The sequence below is a fragment of the Melioribacteraceae bacterium genome (assembly GCA_030584085.1).
Lineage (GTDB): Bacteria > Bacteroidota > Ignavibacteria > Ignavibacteriales > Melioribacteraceae > SURF-28.
Genome location: CP129490.1, coordinates 726,004 through 747,051, shown reverse-complemented (window position 1 = coordinate 747,051; position 21,048 = coordinate 726,004). Strand labels below are relative to the sequence as shown.

Sequence of the window (21,048 nt, the reverse complement as noted above, 5' to 3'; positions counted from 1 at the left end):
TAGTTCAACATTCATAAAGATTTTGTTATCTTGTTCACTCAAATTCTTGGAGTTGTTATGCATATTACGATAAACGGTTTATCTGTTCACGACCTGGGCAACAGCGAAAAACAAACTGTTATATTAATTCATGGATTCCCATTTGATTATACAATGTGGAATAGTCAAATCCGCGCACTTCAAAAAGATTATAATATTATTGCTTATGATATAAGAGGATTAGGGAAAAGTTATGTCGGCGATGGTCAATACACAATGGAGTTTTTTGTTGATGATTTGTTTTGGCTTATGCACGAGCTAGATTTAGGCAAATTAGGGAAACCTATTTTATGCGGACTGTCAATGGGTGGATATATTGCTTTACGTGCAGTTGAAAGAGATCAATCAAGGTTCAACGGATTGATTCTGCTGGATACAAAATCGGATGCTGATGATGATGCCGGGAAGGTTAAAAGATCAGAGGGAATTAATAAAATCAATACCGATGGATTGGATAAATTTGTTGATGACTTGATTCCAAATTTATTTGCCGATGAATCTCTCGAAAATATGAAATCAACTGTCGAGTATATTACTAACATTTGCAAAAATAATAATCCGGTTGGTGTTAAAGGATCGTTGCTTGCAATGTTATCAAGAACAAGTACAACCAAATTTTTAAAGAAGATTGAAATACCAACACTTGTGATGGGCGGTTCGTTTGATAAGCTGACTCCACCACCTGTAATGCGTGAAATGGCTGATAAGATTAAAGATTCAGAGTATGCAATTGTTCCAAGAGCTGGGCATTTATCCCCGATCGAAAATCCATCTTATGTTAATGATATGATTTGCGGATTTTTGAAAAGAAGAATTGAATAGTCACAACACAGATTCAATTGAACGCAAATCTTTATGATTATTAAAATCTTCGCAGATTATAACAAATCTGTGTTCTTTTTTAATAAAAATTAACTTCGTAATCTTTGAACTTGCCTTCCTCATAATTAAACTTTGCGCTGAAAAACTTATCTTCAAAAAGCCAAGGGATAAAAATCTTATCCCCTTCCCATAAATTTATTTCCGATAATTTATCGTTATCGATCCAATCAAGCTCGCCTTCTGGTGAATCAATTAATTCGCCTTCAAATTTATCAATTACAAAAAGGAATACATGCCAATCATCTTTTCCATCAAATAGTGGGAAAGTTATAAATCCCTTCATGATAAGATTCTTTACCGTTAATCCCGCTTCTTCATTAATTTCTCTAATAGCACAATCTTCAGGTGATTCGCCCAATTCAAACTTACCGCCGAGTCCATTCCATTTCCCTTCGTGGTAATCGTTTTCTTTTTTATTACGGTAAAGCATTAATGTTTTGTTGTCTTTTTGAACATAACAAAGTGTTGCGAGTTTCATATTAAATTCTTCTCCAAAGAATGCTGGTTAAACCCATAAAGTTGATCATCCATTTGTTTTATAGATTCCCGCTTGAAGCATGCGGGAATAACATGCGGCTAAAGGATTTACCAAGCTAAATACTCATTTTTCAAAAGATAATTCTTAACATAATCCTCAACACCTTTTTCAAGCGAGGTAATTTCCTTTTTGTAACCAGCACTTTTGATTTTTTCAATTTTAGCTTCGGTAAAATTTTGATACTTGCCAAGTAAATGCTGCGGCATGTCAATGTACTCAATGTTAACCTGTTTACCGATTGAATTAAATACTGAGGTCACTAAATCATTCCAAGTCCTTGCATGACCGGTACCAATATTATAAATTCCGTTTGCATCAATATTTTCGAGGAAGAATAATGTCATATCAACAGCATCCTTTACATAAATAAAATCACGCATCTGTCCGCCGTCTTCATATTTTGCATCTGTTGACTTAAATAACTTTACTTTACCCGTATCTCTAATTTGTTCAAATGATTTGTGAACAACGCTTCTCATATCACCTTTGTGAAATTCATTTGGTCCATATACATTGAAATATTTAAGTCCTACAATTCTATCTAAAACTTTATTCTGTTTAGCCCAAAGATCAAACATTTGTTTTGAATAGCCATACATATTCAGCGGTCTTAGCTTTTCAACTTCGTTCTCATTATCGTTATAACCAAATTCACCGCTTCCATAAGTCGCCGCGGATGAGGCAGAAATAAATCTTATATCTCTTTCAAGAGCATACTTCGCAAGTTCGACAGTATATACAAAATTATTATGCAAAAGATAATCAGCATCTTTTTCGGTTGTTGATGAACAAGCGCCGAGATGAATTATTGCTTCCGGTTTGAAAGGAACTTCATTGTCTAAAACCATATCAAGAAAATCAGATTTATGATAGATATCCGCAAACGAAAGTCCATTTAGGTTTTTCCACTTTTCACCGTCTCTCAACTCATCAACAATAACAATATCACTTCTGCCAATTTGATTAAGCTTCCAAACAGTTACGCTTCCTATAAAACCTGCACCACCTGTTACTATTATCATAGTTTTATATACTCCTTATCAATTTATATTAAAAACTAATTTAACTATATTGGGCTTCATCTTCAAAGAAAGGTTATACAGACACTATGTTATTGGAACAATTAAAAGAAATCCTTCAAAAAAGAATCATGGTCATTGATGGTGCTATGGGAACTATGATTCAGAGATATAAACTTACTGACGCCGATTATCGTGGCGAAAGATTTAAAAATCATTCAGACGATTTAAAGGGTAATAACGATATCCTTTCATTAACTCAACCACAGGTAATTAAAGAAATTCATAAACAATATCTTGAAGCAGGTTCGGATATAATTGAGACTAATACTTTTAACGGTACTTCAATTTCCCAAGCAGATTATAAAACCGAAAATTTAGCTTATGAAATAAACAAAACCGCAGCTGAAATTGCTAAATCTGCTGTTGATGAAGTTATGAAGAATGATCCGAGTAAACCTCGATTTGTTGCCGGGGCAATCGGACCGATGAATAAAGCTCTATCTCTTTCTCCGGATGTTAATGATCCCGGATTCCGGGCAGTTACTTTTGATGAAGTTTATGAATCATACAAAGAAGCTGTTAAAGGTCTGCTTGATGGTGGTGCGGATATATTGTTAGTCGAAACAATATTCGATACGTTAAATGCTAAAGCCGCACTTGTTGCAATTCAAGATTTGTTGGAAGAAAGAAATCAAGAAGTACCCATTATGATTTCAGGTACAATTGTTGACCAAAGCGGAAGAACTTTATCGGGACAAACAACCGAAGCCTTTTGGATTTCTATTTCGCATGTAAAAAATTTGTTAAGTGTTGGACTCAATTGTTCCCTCGGTCCAAAACAAATGCGGCCGTTTATACAAGAGTTATCCAAAATCGCCGATTGTTATATTTCAATTTATCCAAACGCCGGTTTACCTAATGAATTTGGTGAGTACGATGAATCACCTGAAGCAATGAAAAAAGTGTTAGATGAATTTGCTGAAGCCGGTTTCTATAATATTGTCGGTGGATGTTGCGGAACAACACCTGATCATATAAAAGTATTCTCTCAATTGGCGTCTCATCACAAACCCCGTAAAATTCCAAAAGTTGAACCCTATTTGAGATTAAGCGGATTGGAACCATTAGTCTTAAGACCCGATTCAAACTTTATTAACATTGGCGAAAGAACAAATGTAACCGGTTCAAAAAAGTTTGCGCGATTAATAAAAGAAGATAATTATGAAGAAGCATTATCCGTTGCGCGTCAGCAAGTTGAAGGTGGTGCGCAGGTTTTAGATATAAATATGGATGAAGGAATGATCAATTCAGAAAAAGCTATGATTAAATTTTTGAATTTACTTTCATCCGAGCCGGAAATTGCAAAACTTCCTATAATGCTGGATTCTTCAAAGTGGTCTGTTATTGAAGCCGGATTAAAATGCTTACAAGGTAAAGGAATAGTAAATTCAATCAGCTTAAAAGAAGGTGAAGAAGAATTTATAAATCACGCAAAAAAAGTTATGCGTTATGGTGCGGCAGTAATAGTTATGGCATTTGATGAAGACGGACAAGCAGATACTTATGAACGTAAAATCAAGATTTGTGAACGAGCTTATAAAATTTTAACTGAGCAAGTCGGTTTCCCTCCACAGGATATTATTTTTGATCCTAACATATTTGCAATCGCAACCGGAATTGAAGAACACAATGGATATGCAACAAATTATATAGAAGCGACAAAATGGATTAAGAAAAATCTTCCTCTCGCCAAAGTTTCCGGCGGTGTCAGCAACGTATCTTTTTCTTTTAGAGGAAATGATTTAGTGCGCGAGGCAATTCACTCTGCGTTTTTATATCATGCCATTGAAGCCGGCATGGATATGGGAATTGTCAACGCAGGACAACTTGAAGTATATGAAGAAATTCCAAAAGAATTATTAGAAAGAGTTGAAGATGTTATTCTAAACAGACGAATAGATGCAACAGAACGATTAACCGAATTTGCGGAAAATGTTAAGCAAAAAGACAAATCGGAAATTCAAACTGCAGAATGGCGCAACGCTGAAGTTGAAGAAAGACTAAAACATTCACTTGTTAAAGGCATTACCGATTTCATAGAAGAAGATACCGAAGAAGCACGTAAAAGATATCCATCTGCACTTCAAGTGATTGAAGGGCCATTGATGGACGGAATGAATATAGTCGGTGATCTTTTTGGTTCGGGAAAAATGTTCTTACCGCAAGTTGTAAAAAGTGCCCGAGTAATGAAAAAATCTGTTGCTTACTTAATCCCGTTTATTGAGGCAGAGAAAAAGAAATCCGGTAATATCAAAAAAAACGGAACTGTTCTTCTTGCCACAGTAAAGGGCGATGTGCACGATATCGGCAAGAACATTGTTGGAGTCGTACTCGGATGCAATAATTATGATGTGATTGATCTCGGAGTAATGGTTCCATCGGATAAAATTCTTTCAACAGCAGTTGAAAAAAATGTTGATATAATTGGTTTAAGCGGCTTGATTACTCCATCACTCGATGAAATGGTTCACGTGGCTAAAGAAATGGAAAGATTAAATCTGAAATTTCCCTTACTAATTGGAGGAGCAACAACTTCCAGAATACACACTGCTGTAAAAGTTGAACCAAATTATAGCGGACCAACAATTCACGTTCTTGATGCATCTAGAAGCGTTAGTGTAGTTGGTAATTTACTAAACGATAAAGTTACCGATGAATTTATAACAACTATTCGCAATGAATATGTTGAATTGAGGGAAAACCATAAACGCAAACAAAGTGAGAAAAAATTAATATCAATCGAAGAAGCGCGTAAGAATAAACCAATTTATACTTTTGAATCGATTTCAAAACCAAATAAACTTGGGGTTGAAGTTTTACATGACTACTCACTTTCAGAGATTAGAAATTATATTGATTGGACACCTTTCTTCCTAACATGGGAATTAAAAGGAAGGTACCCTGCAATATTCGATAATAAAAATTACGGAATCGAAGCAAAAAAACTCTTTGATGATGCAAACACATTACTTGATAAAATCATAGAGCAAAAGTTATTGAAAGCAAATGCAGTTTATGGAATCTTTCCGGCAAATTCTGTTGAAGATGATATCGAGGTTTATGTTGATGACTCAAGAAAAGGATTGCTTGCATCGTTTCATTCATTAAGGCAACAATCAATCAAATCATCCGATATTCCTAATATTGCACTATCTGATTTTATCGCACCAAAAGAATCGGGACTTACAGACTACATCGGAGCGTTTGCAGTTACAACCGGAATTGGAGCAGATGAGCTTGTAAAAAGTTATGAATCAAATCACGATGACTACAATAGTATCTTAGTAAAAGCTATAGCCGATAGACTTGCGGAAGCTTTCGCAGAATTACTTCACAAAAAAGTTAGAAAAGAATTTTGGGGCTATTCTTCCGGTGAAAAATTCTCTAACGAGGAATTAATAGCAGAAAAATACAACGGTATTCGTCCCGCTCCGGGTTACCCGGCACAACCGGATCACACAGAAAAAATTACTTTGTTCAAGTTATTAAATGTGAATAAATCTGCAGGAATAAATCTAACAGAAAGTTTAGCTATGTATCCGGCCGCATCAGTTTGCGGTTTATACTTTGCTCATCCCGAATCCAAATACTTTAATGTTGGGAAATTAGCCGAAGATCAAGTTAGGGATTACGCAAAACGAAAAGGGATGAGTACCAAAGAAGTTGAAAAATGGTTAAGTTCAATATTAAATTATGATCAAGCAGATTAATTTTTAATTACAAGGTTATTTTATGAAAAAAATTCATTTATCGGTATTATTTACTCTTATTGTTATTTTTTTAATTGCATGTCAAAAAGAAAATATGGAAGGTTATAAACTTTATGAGAATGAGGAATATCAATTTACAATTCAATATCCTGAGAACTGGGTTTATCGTGAAGGATTGGCTAAAGATAGTGGTTTAGATTTAGGATCGATTGTAGTTATACAGGCTCCGAACGAAGGGAAAAAAGATTTGTTTAGAGAAAATGTTCACATATTTACCGAAGCTCTGCCTGATTCAGTTACAAATATCGATGAGTATTTAACATATTCAAAAAGTTATCTTCCGACTCAACTGCAACAAATCGATTTCAAAGAGGAAGGTAAAGTAATTATAGACGGGAAACCGGCACGATGGATAATATTTGACTTTGTTAATAGATTGCAAATGGTTACTACAATAGGATATATATTTTATATGGATGGATATGGTTTAGTTATTACTTCTACATCGCGGCCCGAAGATTTCATGAAATACAGAAGAACTTTTGAAAATATTTCAACGTCAATAAAATTCAAGTAAAATTATGGATTTTGTTACTGATTGGTTAACTCATAATTTCGGGATACAGGTAGAGACTCAGGAAAAATTCCTCACCTCGTTTATTGCTATAACAATTCTTCTAATTATTAGAAAAATAATACTCAACATCGTTACAAAAAAAATCGACGATGTTAAAATCCAATATAAGTGGAGAAAATCTTCTCTTCACGTCTTAACAGTCATAGCATTCCTTGCACTTATAAAAATCTGGTTTCAAGGTTTTGGCTCACTTGCCACATTTTTCGGATTGCTTTCTGCTGGTATAGCGATTGCCTTAAAAGACCCAATTGTAAATTTGGTTGGATGGGCTTTTATAATGATTAGAAAACCTTTTGAAGTAGGTGATAGAATAGAAATTGATAATGTTGCCGGTGATGTAATTGACGTAAGAATCTTTCAATTTACCATTATGGAAATAGGCAATTGGGTTGATGCTGATCAAAGTACAGGGAGAATTATTCATGTTCCAAACGGGAAAGTGTTTACTACTTTTCAAGCTAACTACAGTTCCGGATTTAATTATATATGGAATGAAATTGGAATAAATATCACTTTTGAAAGTAATTGGCAAAAGGCAAAAGAAATCCTCACTAAAATAATTAATAACGATGCTGAGAACTTGACCACGGAAGTTCAAAAGCAAATAAAGGAAACATCCCGTAAATTTATGATATTCTATAGCGTATTGACTCCGACAGTTTACACTTCGGTTAAAGAATATGGAGTAAAGCTTACAATCAGGTACCTATGCGATGTAAGAAAAAGAAGATCATCAGAACAACAAATTTGGGAAGATATTTTAATTGAATTTGCTAAACATGACGATATTAGTTTTGCTTACCCAACTACTCGTTACTATAATAATTTGACCGAAGGAAAACCCGGAACGAAACCAAGAGGATAAAGATGAAAGTTAATATTTCTCAATCGGATTTGAATACTTGGGCAGATTATTTGCTCAATTATTCGTTGGATGGAATACTTCCCAAAGACATTGTGATGATTAAGGGAGAACATGTTTGCTGGCCTCTTATTTCGGTTCTGCAAGATAAAATTTTTCAAGCCGGAGCAATTGCTGATGTTAACTTGGTAACTCCGGATAACGACAGAGGAAGAATATGGGGTTCTTCAATTGCAAAACATGGTACAGTTAAGCAAATTGAACGTGTCCCGGAATGGCAGATGGAAAGATATAATGCAATGACAAAGTATATTGAAATTCTTGGAGCGGAAAATCCCAAACTATTTGAAGGCCTACCCGAACTAAATGCTAAAGCAATTATGCGAGCCGATGAACCTTATAAAAATATTAGATTAGGAAAACCATGGGTTCTTACTTTATTCCCGACACAAGGCTTTGCAGAGTTGGAAGGAATGTCTCTCGAAGATTATACAAAAGTGATAGTCTCGGCTTCAACTGTTGATCCAAGAATGCTTGAAAAAGTTGAGGAAGATATTTATCAATTAATGGAAAAGAGCGATTCTATAACTATCGTTACTGAAAATCCCTATACCGGAAATGAATTAGTTTTGAAGATGGATATATCAAAAAGAAATGTCGTAAAGTGTACGGGAAAAAGAAACTTCCCTGATGGTGAAGTTTTTACAAGTCCGAATGCAAACAGTGTTGAAGGTGAAATTTATGTCGATCTTCCAGTATTTCAAGGAGGAACAACAATACAAGGAATTCATCTGAGATTCGAATCGGGAAAAATAGTTGAGTATTCCGCAAAACTAGGTCACGACGCACTTACAAAAATAATTGAAACAGATGAAGGTTCACATCGTTTGGGTGAAGTAGCTCTTGGTATGAATAACGGTATTCAAAAAGTATTAAAGCATCCCTTGTTTGTTGAAAAAGTCGGTGGAACTTTACATATAGCAATCGGTGCAAGCTACCCGGAATGTTTTACAGATGATCCTAATTCTATTGAGGGTAAAAGTGAAACCGAATCCTTTACAAAAAAAGGTATTATGAATAAATCGGCACAGCATGTAGATATTGTTACCGATTTTAGACCCGGCGGTATCGGAAGATCAGTATACTTAGATAATACAGAATTGAAAATAAAAAATAATATTTGGGTAATTAGCTAAATCGAGATTATATGAATGCAAATGTAAATTCAGAAATCGGTGAACTTGAAAGTGTAATTGTTCATACACCAGGTCAAGAAGTCGAGAACATGACACCTCAAAATGCTGAACGAGCATTGTATAGTGACATTCTAAATCTTTCAGTAGCTAAACGAGAATACAAACAATTCAAATCGGCTTTAAACAAGCTTACCAAAGTTTACGAAGTTTCTGATCTTCTGACGGATATTCTGAAAAAAGAAGAAGCTAAAATTAATGTTGTAGAAAATATTTGCCGCAACGAAGGAATTGAATGCATAAAAGAATATTTATATTCTCTTCCACCCAAAGAATTAGCTCGTCAGTTGATTGAGGGAGTATTAATGGTAAAAGATACTCTTACAAAATTTTTAAACAAGGATAGATATTCACTTCTTCCACTGCACAATTTTTTCTTTACAAGAGATGCTTCAATATCAATTGGTGAAAGAGTTTTTATTTCAAAAATGAGCAGTCCCGTTAGAGAACGAGAAGCTCTTATAATGGAAGCAATATTTAAGTATCACCCCGAATTGAATTCGGAAACAATAAATCCAAGAAATATCGTTAAGGATATTTCACAAATTACTTTTGAAGGTGGTGACATACTTGTAGTTAGAGATGATATACTCTGCATCGGTATTGGAATGAGAACTTCAACACAAGGTGTTGATTTTATAATCGATGAATTAAAAAAATCTAAAACACCAAAACACATCATCGTGCAGGAATTACCGCAAACATTAGAATCATTCATTCATCTCGATATGGTTTTTACATTTTTAGATAAAGACGCTTGTCTAATTTACGATCCGGTAGTTTTTAATCAACATAGTTTTGAGACAGTACATATTAGAATTGATAATGGAAAAGTTGATTGGATTCGAGAAGAAGCAAATATACTCGAAGCACTTAGAAAAATAAAAATTCATCTCAAACCAATCTCATGCGGAGGTAATTCGGATGATTGGATTCAAGAACGTGAACAATGGCACAGCGGCGCAAACTTTTTTGCAGTAGCACCGGGCAAAGTACTTGGTTACGGAAGAAATAGTTACACAATTGATGCACTCAACAAAAACGGATTTGATGTAATAAAATCCGAAGACTTATCTAAAACAGATATAAACTCGATTCAAAAATATGTAATAACAGTTGAAGGCTCAGAACTATCACGAGGCGGGGGCGGATGCAGATGTATGACAATGCCGGTCAGACGAAAAGAAGTAAAATGGTAATTCAAACAAAGACGAGAGTTAAAAAATGAAATATCTAGCCTCAATATTATTTTTAGTGATTACTTTGTACTCGCAAACTTTTTTTAGCAGCAATCCCGTCGCCAATACATATAGCATTGTCGCGCGAGATACAGTCACCGGCGAAATGGGTGTCGCGGTTCAATCGCATTGGTTTTCTGTAGGCACTATAGTTTCTTGGGGCGAAGCCGGAGTTGGTGTAATTGCAACTCAATCGTTTGTTAATGTCTCCTTCGGTCCGGATGGTTTAGCTTTACTTAGAGACGGACTTAGCGCACAAGCGACTTTGGATAAACTTATTGAAGAAGACGAAGGAAGAGATTTCAGACAATTGGCTGTTCTCGATTCAAAAGGAAATGTAGCCGTTTACACAGGTAAGAAATGTACCGAGGAAGCCGGACATTTAAAAGGTAATCAATTTTCCGTTCAGGCAAATATGATGAAGAATAATTCCGTGTGGCCGGTTATGAAAGAAACTTTTGAAAATTCAAAGGGTACTTTGGCTGAAAGATTATTATTAACTCTAGAAGCGGCAGAAGAAGCCGGCGGTGATATTCGCGGGAAACAATCAGCTTCAATATTAGTTGTAAAACCAGAGTCAACCGGTAAAGTTTGGTTAGACAGATTAGTTGATTTACACATAGAAGATCATCCGGAACCTTTAGTAGAATTAAGAAGATTATATAATGTTCATCAAGCTTACGAACACATGAACAAAGGCGATCTTGCTATTGAACACGACGATATGGAATTAGCAATGAAAGAATATTCCATGGCAGAAGAATTATTCCCGGAGAATTTAGAAATGAAATTTTGGAGAGCGGTTACACTTTCAAACATCGGGAAAGTTGATGACGCTTTACCAATATTCAAAGAAGTATTCAGCAAAGATGAAAACTGGAAAATTCTTACTCCAAAATTAATTAAGAATGAGCTTTTAACTGTAAGTGAAGAGGATTTAGAAAGAATACTTTCGGTTAATGAATAATTTTCGCAAATAAAAATATTCTCTATGAATGACAAGTACTCAATTTTTGAAACAGAACTAACGATTCGACCTGATGATATCGACATGAATAATCATGTACATAATTCGAAATACTTGGATTATGTACTTGCAGCTAGATATGATCAAATGAGAAAAGATTATAAAGTAACAATGGAAGATTTTCTATCTCGCGGATTTACTTGGGTTGTTTCAACTGTGAATATCAATTACAAACGTGCTTTAGTTTTAACAGATAAAATAATTGTACGTACACAAGTTGATTCGTTTAACCGTTCGCAAAGTATTGTCAACTTTGAAATTGTAAAAAAAGAAAACGGTAAAGTTGCAGCGGACGGACAATTTGTCTACACTATGATTAATGTCGAAACCGGAAGACCCGCAAAAATCCCGGAAGATTATATTGCTAAATACACTGTATGAAAAAGCCCAACTTCTTTGAGAAGTTGGGCTTTTCGACACACAGCAATGCTATGTCTCTACGAAAACTCAATATTACTGCAAATACTATCCGGCGTATCTCTGTAATAAATATATGTCGGAAAATCGACATCTTTCACATTAAATTTCTTTTCGGCACGTTTCCAAAAATCAGCATCATCTGCATACTTTAAATCGCGAAATCCTTCCAATTCAAGAAATACTTCCCGCTTACCGAAAAATGTTCCGCCGACCTTACATTCCGAAATATGAATTTCTTTTGAGAGATCATTCATATCTTTTACATAAGGATGACCGATAATTTCCAAACCGCCTTGTATTAAATCTATGTCGGGATTATTGATCATAAAATCAAATCGCAATTGCAGATGCTCAGGTTTATATTCATCATCACTACCGAGAAAAGTAACAAATCTACCGATTGATGCTTGAATACCCGTATTAAAAGTAAGCGGTGGTTTTTTGTTTGCATGTTTCATGTATCTGAAACGATGATCTTTTTCTAAATAATCATTCACTATTTGAGAAGTATTATCCGTACTGCCGTCATCGACAATAATACATTCCCAATTGTGGAGTGTTTGCTTTAATATAGAATCCAACGCACGAGGTAGCAGTTTTTCTCTATTGTAAGTAGGTACAACCACTGAAACCGAAGGTGTGAAGTTTTTGTATAACTGAATCATTATTAAATCCCCGGGATTTTTCATCTGAAGTTTAATAATACCTAAATAGATATCAAATTCTATTACGAGTAAATCCCGGGGATTTTCTTTGATACTATTTTATCACCATCATCTTCTTTGTCTGAGTAAAATCACCGCTTTGCAATCTATAAAAGAAAATTCCACTTGGTAATTTTGATGCATCGAACTCAACTTCATAAGTGCCGGGTACTTTAATTTCATTAATAAGTGTTTTTATCTCTCTTCCCAGAATGTCGTAAACAATTAAACTGGTTTGTTGGGGACGAATATATTCGTCCCCTACGTTCGGAATTGTAAATTTTATTGTTGTACTAGGGTTGAATGGGTTTGGGTAGTTTTGTTCTAGTTTAAATTCTGTTGGAATTTCTTCGTCAATTACCGAGTTTGGATCATCCTTTATTGCAATTAATGTTCTTTGCTGACCTTGAGCTGTTGAACTGCCATGTGATCCAATATAAAGTGTCCCATCCGATCCAATCGCCGGGCTTGAGTCAAAATCGTTACCTTCCAAATATAGTTTCCAGAGCAGTTCCCCATCTTTACTTAAACAATAAAAATATCCTTCTCTTGTTGCGCCAAAATAAATTTTCCCTTCTGCATCTACGGTTATTTGACCTTCTACGTCTGTATTATACCATGTATCATGGTCAATAACATAGCTCCAGTTAAGGTCTCCGTCGTTGTTTAAGGAGTTAATTGACGTATATGTTTTGCCATCAAGCACAACCCAATCGGCATAAATTATATTTCCATATTTGTCTATTGCGGGAGTATGATATCTTGTGAATTTTTGGTACTTATAAACCCATCGTTTTTCTCCAGAAGCACCAAGAAACGATATAATGACTCGTGAGGAATCAGCACCAATTATATATATGTTATTTTCATTATCAACTATCGGCATACCCTCTGAGGAATAGCGAGCTTCTTTCTCCCAAATTATATTTCCTTCCAAATCCATACAACCAACAAACGAATTATCTCCTGATCCACGAATAGCCCTAACATAAAATAATTTATCTCCTTCAACTGAAAATGCAAACTGATTTGCATTTAAGTTCTCACCAATATATTTCTTGTATTTAATTCTTCCGTCTTCCGTATCAATTATCAACATTGAGTCTAAATATGTCGAAACGTATAAGTCTCCCTCTTTGGAAATGTTCAATATTGATTTAAGACCAATTGCCAATGATCCGGTTTTCCATTTCTGCCGTCCGTTTTTATCAACTGCATAAATGTGGGAATTATTGGATGGGAAATATATTGTGCTGTCTTTATCTATAATCGCCGCGCCGTAGTTCGGGTATCCTTTTTCCGTACGGAAAACCCACCGTTCTGTTCCATCGGGATTTAATGCGAAAAAATAATTTGAATCCGGTGAAATACCTGCTGTACCAAAGTATAGAATATCCTCATACCCAATTATGGGTCCATGCACAATTCCGCGGGGCATATCTTTTGTCCACATAATATTCGCAGTAGACGGACCTACATATTTTGATCTGCCCGTACCTTGAGGATCACCTTTTATCATCGGCCAGGGGGAGTCTGCCAACGAAGGCCAATCTATTGGGTTCTGTGTCTGAGCTAGAAGAACCAAAGTAAGTGAAAAGTATAAAATAAACTTATTCATCTTAACAACCTGTGTAGTTAATCGATTGATATTATTTTAAAAGTAACATTTTTTTTGTATCCTCAAAATTACCGGCCTTGAATCTTATAAAATAAATACCGCTTGAAAGATTTGATGCATTAAACTTTATTTCATACTTCCCAGCATCTTGAGATTCACTAACTAGCTCAATAACTTCGTCACCAACGGCATTAAATATCTTTAATTGAACAAATTCGTCACTTCTGATGGAATAGCTTATTATTGTGGTTGGGTTGAAAGGATTCGGGTAATTTTGATCAAGTCTGTACTCTAAATCTAATATTTCCGATCCGTCTTTATATAGATCACCATAAATAAATTTCTCAGGAGTAAATTCGGAGTATGCTGTAGCACCTGTACCGTTTTTGGCTCTTATTTTATAGGTTAGTTTGATTGAGCTTCCCACAACATAATCATAATCAATGTAGCTTCTTGTAGTACCATCTACAGTTGTTATTTTTTGGAAAAAACCAAATTTTCCAACTTGCCTATAAATTTCATAATTCTGAACGTAATCAGAATACGGTTTAGTCCAAGTGAGTTTGGGATAGTTATTGTAGCTAGAGACGTTAAAACTGGAAGGTATTTTCGGCTCAAGTTCTGTTGTAACGCCAATTGGTAAACCCGCCGCTTCTGCATAATTAATTGTCGCGTTACTTATTGGGACAGGGTTTGGATTATTATTATAATCACCACCATAATAAAATTTATTTGTTACAGCATCGAAAGAGACAACTATATCATATCCATTTAGCTCATAAGATTCTGGTAATAATGAAGTTCTCCAATCCATTAAAAACCAATCAACGATATTAACAAAATCTTCATCATACGCTGCTGAGACTTTATACAACCCGATACCAAATTTTTTATCATATTGACTAAATTCATTAGTCCAGCACCCTCGCCAATAAATTCTTTCTGGATTATTACCGAATAAGGGAGTCGAAGCTCTAGAATAATTATAGTCACTGGTTAATGGGTGAATCTGAAGACTATCATTGTGTGAATAACCTTCCCAACATACATTTGAAACTAATCTTACTTCAAAATAGGTAATAGTACTTGCTGGTACATTATAGGCTTGAATTGCGAATTCATCAGTTATCCTTTCTTGAGCAATTACCCCCCCATAAAAATATAAATAGAATAAATAGAAGCTTTTTCATTATTTAACTCCTTAAGTTAATATTAAAAATCACCGTCCGGTTAATGCAATTTGTGATTTTAATACCTAAGTGTCAAGTTAAATTTTAATCTCTTTTAATATTTTTTATTTGTTATTAACTCATTGTTTTGGATTTTAATTAAACTCAGTAGAAATACGGAAAAAAGGATGTGTGATCTTTTAATTTAATCTGAATAATTATTTCACCTTGTTAGTCAAAACTACCGAAAGTATCCGTTACTTGTAGGAACAATCGCGAATTGTCCCTACTTTATTTTATCACCATCCCTTTCTTTGATATTATTTCGCGGTTCATAAAATTGACTACACAGAAACCTAAGGTGTGAAATTTTTGTACAACTGAATCTTTATTAAATCCCCGGGATTTTTCATCTGAAGTTTAATAATACCTAAATAGATATCAAATTCTATTACGAGTAAATCCCGGGGATTTTCTCGTTGACAATGTGAAGTTTTTGTATAACTGCATCGTTGTTTGACCGATTTTGATTATTTTTAATTTACAAAAACATCGGGAAAGAAAATCCTAATATCTAAATGCTAATTGATAGACAATACCAAAATCCTAAATCTCATTGCTCAAAACAAAATAGGCGGTTTTCGAATTTTCACATGCTATCTCGATTTCCCAAATAAATATGAAGAAAGATTGAATGAAAATATTAGTAGTAAACTGGCGCTGTCCTAAAAATCCGGAGATGGGCGGAGCCGAAGTTCATATGCACGAAATTTTTAAGCGAGTTGCTGCTAAAGGTCACAGCGTCACTTATGTTGCGCACAATTTTAAAGGTGCTAAACAAAAAGAAATTTTAGACGGAATTGAAATTAGAAGAACCGGAAACAAGTTTCTATTTAACAGACAATTCAAGAATTATTACAAAAAATATTTAGCACAAGAAAAATTCGATCTTATTGTTGATGACATTTCTAAAATACCGCTTGGAATACCTTCATATGTAAGCAAACCGGTTGTAGGAATAATTCATCACATTCATGGGAAATCACTATATAGAGAATTACCAAAACTACTTGCGAATTATATCATTCGCTCAGAAAAAATGATTCCAAAATTATATCGCAATACACCAATCTTCGCGGTTTCCGAAAGCACAAAAAGTGAACTGATAGAATTGGGTCAGCCAGAAAATAAAATAGATATTCTGTATAATGCCATTGACCATGATCTGTTTGACAAATTAAAAGTTGATAAATATTCTGAACCGACAATTTGTTATATAGGACGAATTAAAAAGTACAAAAATCTTGAAGCTATAATTGATGCTTTACCTTTAGTTATTCAAAAAATCCCAAATCTAAAATTTAAAATAGGCGGTTCGGGAGATCATGTTCCAAATCTAAAAGAATATGTAAATCAAAAAGGGCTTCAGAACAATATAGAATTCTTAGGCTATTTGACTGAAGAACAAAAAGCCGAAGAGATGGCTAAGTCGTGGTTGTTCGTTACGATGGCATTAAAAGAAGGTTGGGGAATTACGGTAATCGAAGCAAACGCAGCGGGCACTCCGGTCATTGGATCAGATGTACCCGGTTTACGCGATTCCATTAGAGATAATATTACCGGTAAACTTGTCGATCTTAATAACCAAGATAAATTATCCGCATCTTTAATCGAATTATTGACAAACAAAGAAAAACTAAACTCAATGTCATGCGAAGCAAAAAATTGGGCGTCAAATTTTACGTGGGATAAATCGACTCAGCATTTTCTTGATAAAGTTTATCAGTGGTATCCAAAACTAAAAGAATGATAAAGGATTCCCGATTGAAGGATGCGGGAATGACATTTGCTAATGATTTATAATCAATCTAAGGCACAAAACAGATTAATTCCGATTATATTTGGCACCTATTTTTTATATATTGTTCAGTTCTAAATTATTGATTTTGCAATGAGTTACAGAGATCAAAAAAAATATTTCGAAACGCTTAAACGATACGAACGCAAATTCGAATCGAAAGAAAAACAGCGCTATGATATGCTTGTAAAACGAAATAAGGATGACGAAGATCTTGATAAAGCATCAATGGAATTCTTGAAAGATTTGATCGAAAAGTATCACCGAAACAGACCGAAACCAAATCTGGATGATCTTTTCAAAAAGCCGGAATCATGATTTAGAAACTTCAAAATATTTATCCGCTACAATTACTAAAGGACTTAATGATTAGTTGGAATGAATACTGGCAGAATTACTCTACTTCGAAAGCTGAATTTTGGATGATCGGCGAAAGGGATAATATCTTAAATAAGTATCTTGATTTAATTGATAAACCCGTTAAGAAAGTGTTGGAAGTCGGTTGCGGTTTCGGATCAAATATAAAGTTGCTCAAAAACAAAAGGAGTGATGTAGAAGTTTACACGTTGGATAACAGTCAAGTCGCAATTGACAAAATTAAAGAAGAAATTCCATATTCATATCTTGGTGACTGCCGAGATACTGCTTTTGAGGATAACCAATTTGACTTAGTTTACAGTGCCGGTTTAATGGAACACTTTAGAGATGAATTACCTTTTGTTAACGAGATGAAACGTATAACAAATGATCAAGGTTATCTCGTAACATTTGTTCCGGCAAAATATTCTCTTTGGCAATTATATCAATTATTGCATTTCGGTAAATGGCAGCATGGTTACGAAAAAGCGTATTCTTACAATTCTTTGAAGAACCTTTTTGTAAAAAATAATTTTAAGATTATTGAGATGAGCGGAATTGATCCGTTTAGTGTGAACGGATTTATTATGAAGTTAGCAAATACATCATACGATCCATTTTTCAAAAAGTCCTTTTTAAAAAGTGGTTATACTGAACTTTGTGTTGTAACGCAGAATAAATAAGTTTTTAATAAATCGATGTAACGAAACTCAATCGAGGAGTAAATGGATTTTAACAAATTACACAAAATTATTGCGGCGGTGGTCTTCTTCGTTGCTTTCTTTGTTTATTTTTCAACCGCTCAAGTATCGGTTTCATTTTGGGATTGCGGTGAGTTTATCGCTTCAGCAGTTTTAATGCAAGTTCCGCACCCGCCGGGAACCCCATTCTTTTTGATACTCGGAAGATTATTCTCCCTAATTCCATTTGGTGAAGACTTAGCTTTCCGTGTTAATATGGTATCTGTTTTATCTTCAACCTTTACTGTTTTGTTTGTTTATTTAATCATTGTAAAGTTGATAAGAAATTACAATAAAGACAAAGAAAACGGATCGATAGATAAACTTGGTACTTATATCTCTGCCGCAATCGGTGCTTTCTCTTTAGCTTTTGCTGATACATTTTGGTTCAACTCGGTTGAAGCTGAAGTTTATGCACTCTCCACATTTTTTATTGGAATTGTTACTTGGTTGGTAATGGTTTGGAATGAAAAAGCCGACGATGTCGACGGCAATAAGTATTTGATTCTTATTGCATATTTGATCGGACTTTCCACAGGCGTTCATCTGCTTGCGGTTCTAGCAAGTGTTTCTATAATGATGGTTGTAATTTTCCGTAAATACATAGACGATTTTGAAAACTTAAAGAAAACTGGTGTACTATTAGCATCTCATGCCGGTATAGTTTTATTGGTTATGATGGGATTATGGGCGACTCAAACTCAGTCTGCACCTGTAGGTTTTGAAGAAGCCGGCGCTTTTGATTGGCGAATGTTAATGATTGTCGGTGTTGTAAGTATCGTATTCATGCTTTTCTTCAGAAAGAAAATCTTTACTAAAAATTCGTTTTACTTACCTATTGTTTTAGGTGGCGTAGCGTTGTTGATTGTTTATCCTGGTATTGTAAAATATATCCCAAATCTAATTTCAACAATAGGTAAAAACAATATTGTACTGGATATGATAATCATCCTGGCAATATTCGCAGTAATTGGTTATGTAATCTATTACTCCAGAAAAAATCATAAAGAAACACTTAATCTTGTAGCGAAATGTTTCTTATTTGCGTTTTTAGGATTCTCCTCTTATTCGATGATTATTATTAGATCAAATCAGGACACTCCGATTAACTTAAACAGTCCTAAAACATTTTCAGAACTTGTATCTTACTTGAATCGTGAACAATATGGTGATGCACCTTTATTCCAAAGAAGATATTCGATGGAGCCGCAGCATCAAAATATTTATAGAAATTATAGTTCTGATTTTGATTTCTTCGTCAGCTGGCAAATGGATCATATGTTTAACCGATATTTACTATGGAATTATGCCGGCAGAAACTCTACAATTCAAGATGATGGAGTTAACTGGGGTCAACTTCTTGGCATACCATTTTTCCTAGGTCTGCTCGGAGTATTCTATCACTTTAGGAAAGATTGGAAGATGGCTTCAATTTATCTTGTTCTATTCTTAATGCTTGGATACATAATGGCAATTTACTTTAATATGCAGGAGCCGCAACCGAGGGAAAGAGACTATTTCTATACCGGGGCGTTCTTTGTCTTTTCAATTTGGGTAGGTTTAGGTGTCCGTGGAATTCTTGATTTTGTAAAGGAAAAATTCGAAGGTTCTTCGTTCATAAAACCGGTAATGAGTTTAATTATTATTGTATCATTTATTGCCGTACCTATTAACATGCTTGCCAGTAACTATTTTAAGAATGACAGATCAAAGAATTATGTTCCATGGGATTATTCATATAACCTATTGCAAAGTGTTGCACCAAATGGTATAATTTTTACTAACGGTGATAACGATACATTTCCTTTATGGTATTTACAGGATGTTGAAGGTGTAAGACAAGATGTAAGAGTTGTAAACTTAAGCTTGCTTAATACTTCTTGGTACATCGATCAAATGAAAAACACCGAACCGCATGGTGCCCAAAAGATTAACTTAAGTTATTCTGATTCGCAAATTAAAAGTATTGGTCCGTCTCGTTGGGAACCGAGAAAAGTATCAATTGACGTTCCTCAAGAAGTTATCGAAAAGTACAATGTTAAAGACGAGGAAATAATTAATTCCGGTAAATTAACATGGACGATGCGACACACGGCTCAATACGGTGATATTACAGCAATTAGAGTACAAGATATAGTTGCTTTGGATATTATTAAATCAAATACATGGGATAGACCAATTTACTATGCGGCTACAGTAAGTGATGACAGCAAAATTGGTTTAGAAGATTATCTGCAGATGGAAGGCATGGCTTACCGTCTTGTTCCGGTTAAGGGCGGTAACTCAATGACTCATGTTAATCCGGAAATTTTAGAAAAGCAATTATTTAATATTCCCGATGGATATAGCAAATCATATCAACCTGGATTTAAGTTCAGAGGAATTGATGATCCTTCTGTTTTCTTAAATGATAACGAAGTAAGAATGATGCAGAATTACAGGAATTCATTTATAAAACTTGCATTATATTATTTATATGACATAGGTGACAATGAAAAAGTAATATCTACTTTGGATAAGATGGAAGAAAGATTGCCTCGTAAAACTTTACCGATGGATCATAGAATATTATTCGATGTTGCCAATATTTATTATGAAGCCGGCAGTTTTGAAAGATACTCGGAAATAGCAAGTGAAGTTCAAGTTATAACAGAACGTAAGCTAGCTGAGAACCCAACTGATTTCCAGAGTTCATATAATCCGTATCGATTACTCTTAGATATTTATGAACGAACGGGTCAACCTCTTAAAGCACTTGAATTAGTTGATCAAATTGAAACTTATTTACCCGGTGATCCTTCGATTAAATCGCTGAGGGACAGGTATGAAAGATTAAGTAAATCTTTAGAAGGACGCGAACTGAACAAAGAAATTCCGGTTCCGGATACGATACAATAAATATTGTGTAGCGGTT

At 34.6% G+C, this 21,048-nt stretch carries 17 protein-coding genes; 12 read left to right on the top strand and 5 right to left on the bottom strand.

The genetic code is table 11. The annotated features are described in order from the left end of the window. Positions 1-57 precede the first annotated feature (57 nt). Complete coding sequence (locus QY331_03385; protein WKZ70300.1) at positions 58-861, top strand: alpha/beta fold hydrolase; 804 nt, start codon at positions 58-60, stop codon at positions 859-861. Between the two features lie 79 nt (positions 862-940). On the opposite strand, the gene QY331_03380 is transcribed toward QY331_03385, so the two are convergent. Then, complete coding sequence (locus QY331_03380) at positions 941-1,399, bottom strand: 8-oxo-dGTP diphosphatase (GenBank protein WKZ70299.1); 459 nt, start codon at positions 1,397-1,399, stop codon at positions 941-943. Positions 1,400-1,506: 107 nt separating this feature from the next. After that, positions 1,507-2,481, bottom strand: coding sequence for an ADP-glyceromanno-heptose 6-epimerase (gene rfaD / locus QY331_03375; GenBank protein WKZ70298.1), 975 nt, complete (start codon positions 2,479-2,481; stop codon positions 1,507-1,509). 86 nt (positions 2,482-2,567) lie between these two features. On the opposite strand from rfaD, the gene metH reads away from it, so the two are divergent. The 7 genes from metH to QY331_03340 are packed head-to-tail and all read left to right on the top strand — an operon-like array spanning position 2,568 to position 11,649. Further along, the gene (gene metH, locus QY331_03370; GenBank protein ID WKZ70297.1) at positions 2,568-6,251 is read left to right on the top strand and encodes a methionine synthase; all 3,684 of its coding nucleotides are present in this window, start codon (positions 2,568-2,570) and stop codon (positions 6,249-6,251) included. 22 nt (positions 6,252-6,273) lie between these two features. Next, positions 6,274-6,828: a hypothetical protein gene (locus QY331_03365; protein ID WKZ70296.1), complete on the top strand. Its 555-nt coding sequence runs from the start codon at positions 6,274-6,276 to the stop codon at positions 6,826-6,828. A gap of 4 nt (positions 6,829-6,832) precedes the next feature. Continuing rightward, complete coding sequence (locus QY331_03360; GenBank protein WKZ70295.1) at positions 6,833-7,753, top strand: mechanosensitive ion channel; 921 nt, start codon at positions 6,833-6,835, stop codon at positions 7,751-7,753. Between the two features lie 2 nt (positions 7,754-7,755). Further along, positions 7,756-8,946: an aminopeptidase gene (locus QY331_03355; GenBank protein ID WKZ70294.1), complete on the top strand. Its 1,191-nt coding sequence runs from the start codon at positions 7,756-7,758 to the stop codon at positions 8,944-8,946. 11 nt (positions 8,947-8,957) lie between these two features. Next, the gene (locus tag QY331_03350) at positions 8,958-10,202 is read left to right on the top strand and encodes an arginine deiminase family protein (GenBank protein ID WKZ70293.1); all 1,245 of its coding nucleotides are present in this window, start codon (positions 8,958-8,960) and stop codon (positions 10,200-10,202) included. A gap of 25 nt (positions 10,203-10,227) precedes the next feature. Further along, complete coding sequence (locus QY331_03345) at positions 10,228-11,208, top strand: DUF1028 domain-containing protein (GenBank protein WKZ70292.1); 981 nt, start codon at positions 10,228-10,230, stop codon at positions 11,206-11,208. A 24-nt stretch (positions 11,209-11,232) separates the two neighbouring features. After that, complete coding sequence (locus QY331_03340; protein WKZ70291.1) at positions 11,233-11,649, top strand: acyl-CoA thioesterase; 417 nt, start codon at positions 11,233-11,235, stop codon at positions 11,647-11,649. Between the two features lie 56 nt (positions 11,650-11,705). Here QY331_03340 and QY331_03335 read toward each other — a convergent pair whose 3' ends face one another. From QY331_03335 to QY331_03325, 3 genes are all read right to left on the bottom strand, one after another. After that, positions 11,706-12,353: a glycosyltransferase family A protein gene (locus tag QY331_03335; GenBank protein ID WKZ70290.1), complete on the bottom strand. Its 648-nt coding sequence runs from the start codon at positions 12,351-12,353 to the stop codon at positions 11,706-11,708. A gap of 94 nt (positions 12,354-12,447) precedes the next feature. After that, positions 12,448-14,010 (bottom strand): PQQ-binding-like beta-propeller repeat protein, encoded by a 1,563-nt coding sequence (locus tag QY331_03330; GenBank protein ID WKZ70289.1) that lies wholly within the window; start codon positions 14,008-14,010, stop codon positions 12,448-12,450. A gap of 31 nt (positions 14,011-14,041) precedes the next feature. Beyond that, positions 14,042-14,884 carry a T9SS type A sorting domain-containing protein gene (locus tag QY331_03325; GenBank protein WKZ70288.1) on the bottom strand — a complete coding sequence of 281 codons (843 nt, stop codon included), beginning with the start codon at positions 14,882-14,884 and terminating at the stop codon, positions 14,042-14,044. A 989-nt stretch (positions 14,885-15,873) separates the two neighbouring features. Between QY331_03325 and QY331_03320 the strand changes: the two genes are divergently transcribed. The 4 genes from QY331_03320 (at position 15,874) to QY331_03305 (ending at position 21,032) form a co-directional block, all read left to right on the top strand. Beyond that, positions 15,874-16,989, top strand: a complete 1,116-nt coding sequence (locus QY331_03320) for a glycosyltransferase family 4 protein (GenBank protein WKZ70287.1) — start codon at positions 15,874-15,876, stop codon at positions 16,987-16,989. Positions 16,990-17,130: 141 nt separating this feature from the next. After that, on the top strand, positions 17,131-17,355 hold the full coding sequence (locus QY331_03315) for a hypothetical protein (protein WKZ70286.1): 225 nt from the start codon (positions 17,131-17,133) through the stop codon (positions 17,353-17,355). A 47-nt stretch (positions 17,356-17,402) separates the two neighbouring features. Then, on the top strand, positions 17,403-18,077 hold the full coding sequence (locus QY331_03310; protein ID WKZ70285.1) for a class I SAM-dependent methyltransferase: 675 nt from the start codon (positions 17,403-17,405) through the stop codon (positions 18,075-18,077). Between the two features lie 42 nt (positions 18,078-18,119). Then, positions 18,120-21,032: a DUF2723 domain-containing protein gene (locus QY331_03305; protein ID WKZ70284.1), complete on the top strand. Its 2,913-nt coding sequence runs from the start codon at positions 18,120-18,122 to the stop codon at positions 21,030-21,032. The last annotated feature ends 16 nt before the right edge of the window (positions 21,033-21,048 follow it).

Excerpts from the sequence above, each read along its gene's own strand:
- QY331_03385 (WKZ70300.1), top strand. The coding sequence starts at position 58 with ATGCATATTACGATAAACGGTTTATCTGTTCACGACCTGGGCAACAGC.
- QY331_03380 (WKZ70299.1), bottom strand. The coding sequence starts at position 1,399 with ATGAAACTCGCAACACTTTGTTATGTTCAAAAAGACAACAAAACATTA.
- rfaD (WKZ70298.1), bottom strand. The coding sequence starts at position 2,481 with ATGATAATAGTAACAGGTGGTGCAGGTTTTATAGGAAGCGTAACTGTT.
- metH (WKZ70297.1), top strand. The coding sequence starts at position 2,568 with ATGTTATTGGAACAATTAAAAGAAATCCTTCAAAAAAGAATCATGGTC.
- QY331_03365 (WKZ70296.1), top strand. The coding sequence starts at position 6,274 with ATGAAAAAAATTCATTTATCGGTATTATTTACTCTTATTGTTATTTTT.
- QY331_03360 (WKZ70295.1), top strand. The coding sequence starts at position 6,833 with ATGGATTTTGTTACTGATTGGTTAACTCATAATTTCGGGATACAGGTA.
- QY331_03355 (WKZ70294.1), top strand. The coding sequence starts at position 7,756 with ATGAAAGTTAATATTTCTCAATCGGATTTGAATACTTGGGCAGATTAT.
- QY331_03350 (WKZ70293.1), top strand. The coding sequence starts at position 8,958 with ATGAATGCAAATGTAAATTCAGAAATCGGTGAACTTGAAAGTGTAATT.
- QY331_03345 (WKZ70292.1), top strand. The coding sequence starts at position 10,228 with ATGAAATATCTAGCCTCAATATTATTTTTAGTGATTACTTTGTACTCG.
- QY331_03340 (WKZ70291.1), top strand. The coding sequence starts at position 11,233 with ATGAATGACAAGTACTCAATTTTTGAAACAGAACTAACGATTCGACCT.
- QY331_03335 (WKZ70290.1), bottom strand. The coding sequence starts at position 12,353 with ATGATTCAGTTATACAAAAACTTCACACCTTCGGTTTCAGTGGTTGTA.
- QY331_03330 (WKZ70289.1), bottom strand. The coding sequence starts at position 14,010 with ATGAATAAGTTTATTTTATACTTTTCACTTACTTTGGTTCTTCTAGCT.
- QY331_03320 (WKZ70287.1), top strand. The coding sequence starts at position 15,874 with ATGAAAATATTAGTAGTAAACTGGCGCTGTCCTAAAAATCCGGAGATG.
- QY331_03315 (WKZ70286.1), top strand. The coding sequence starts at position 17,131 with ATGAGTTACAGAGATCAAAAAAAATATTTCGAAACGCTTAAACGATAC.
- QY331_03310 (WKZ70285.1), top strand. The coding sequence starts at position 17,403 with ATGATTAGTTGGAATGAATACTGGCAGAATTACTCTACTTCGAAAGCT.
- QY331_03305 (WKZ70284.1), top strand. The coding sequence starts at position 18,120 with ATGGATTTTAACAAATTACACAAAATTATTGCGGCGGTGGTCTTCTTC.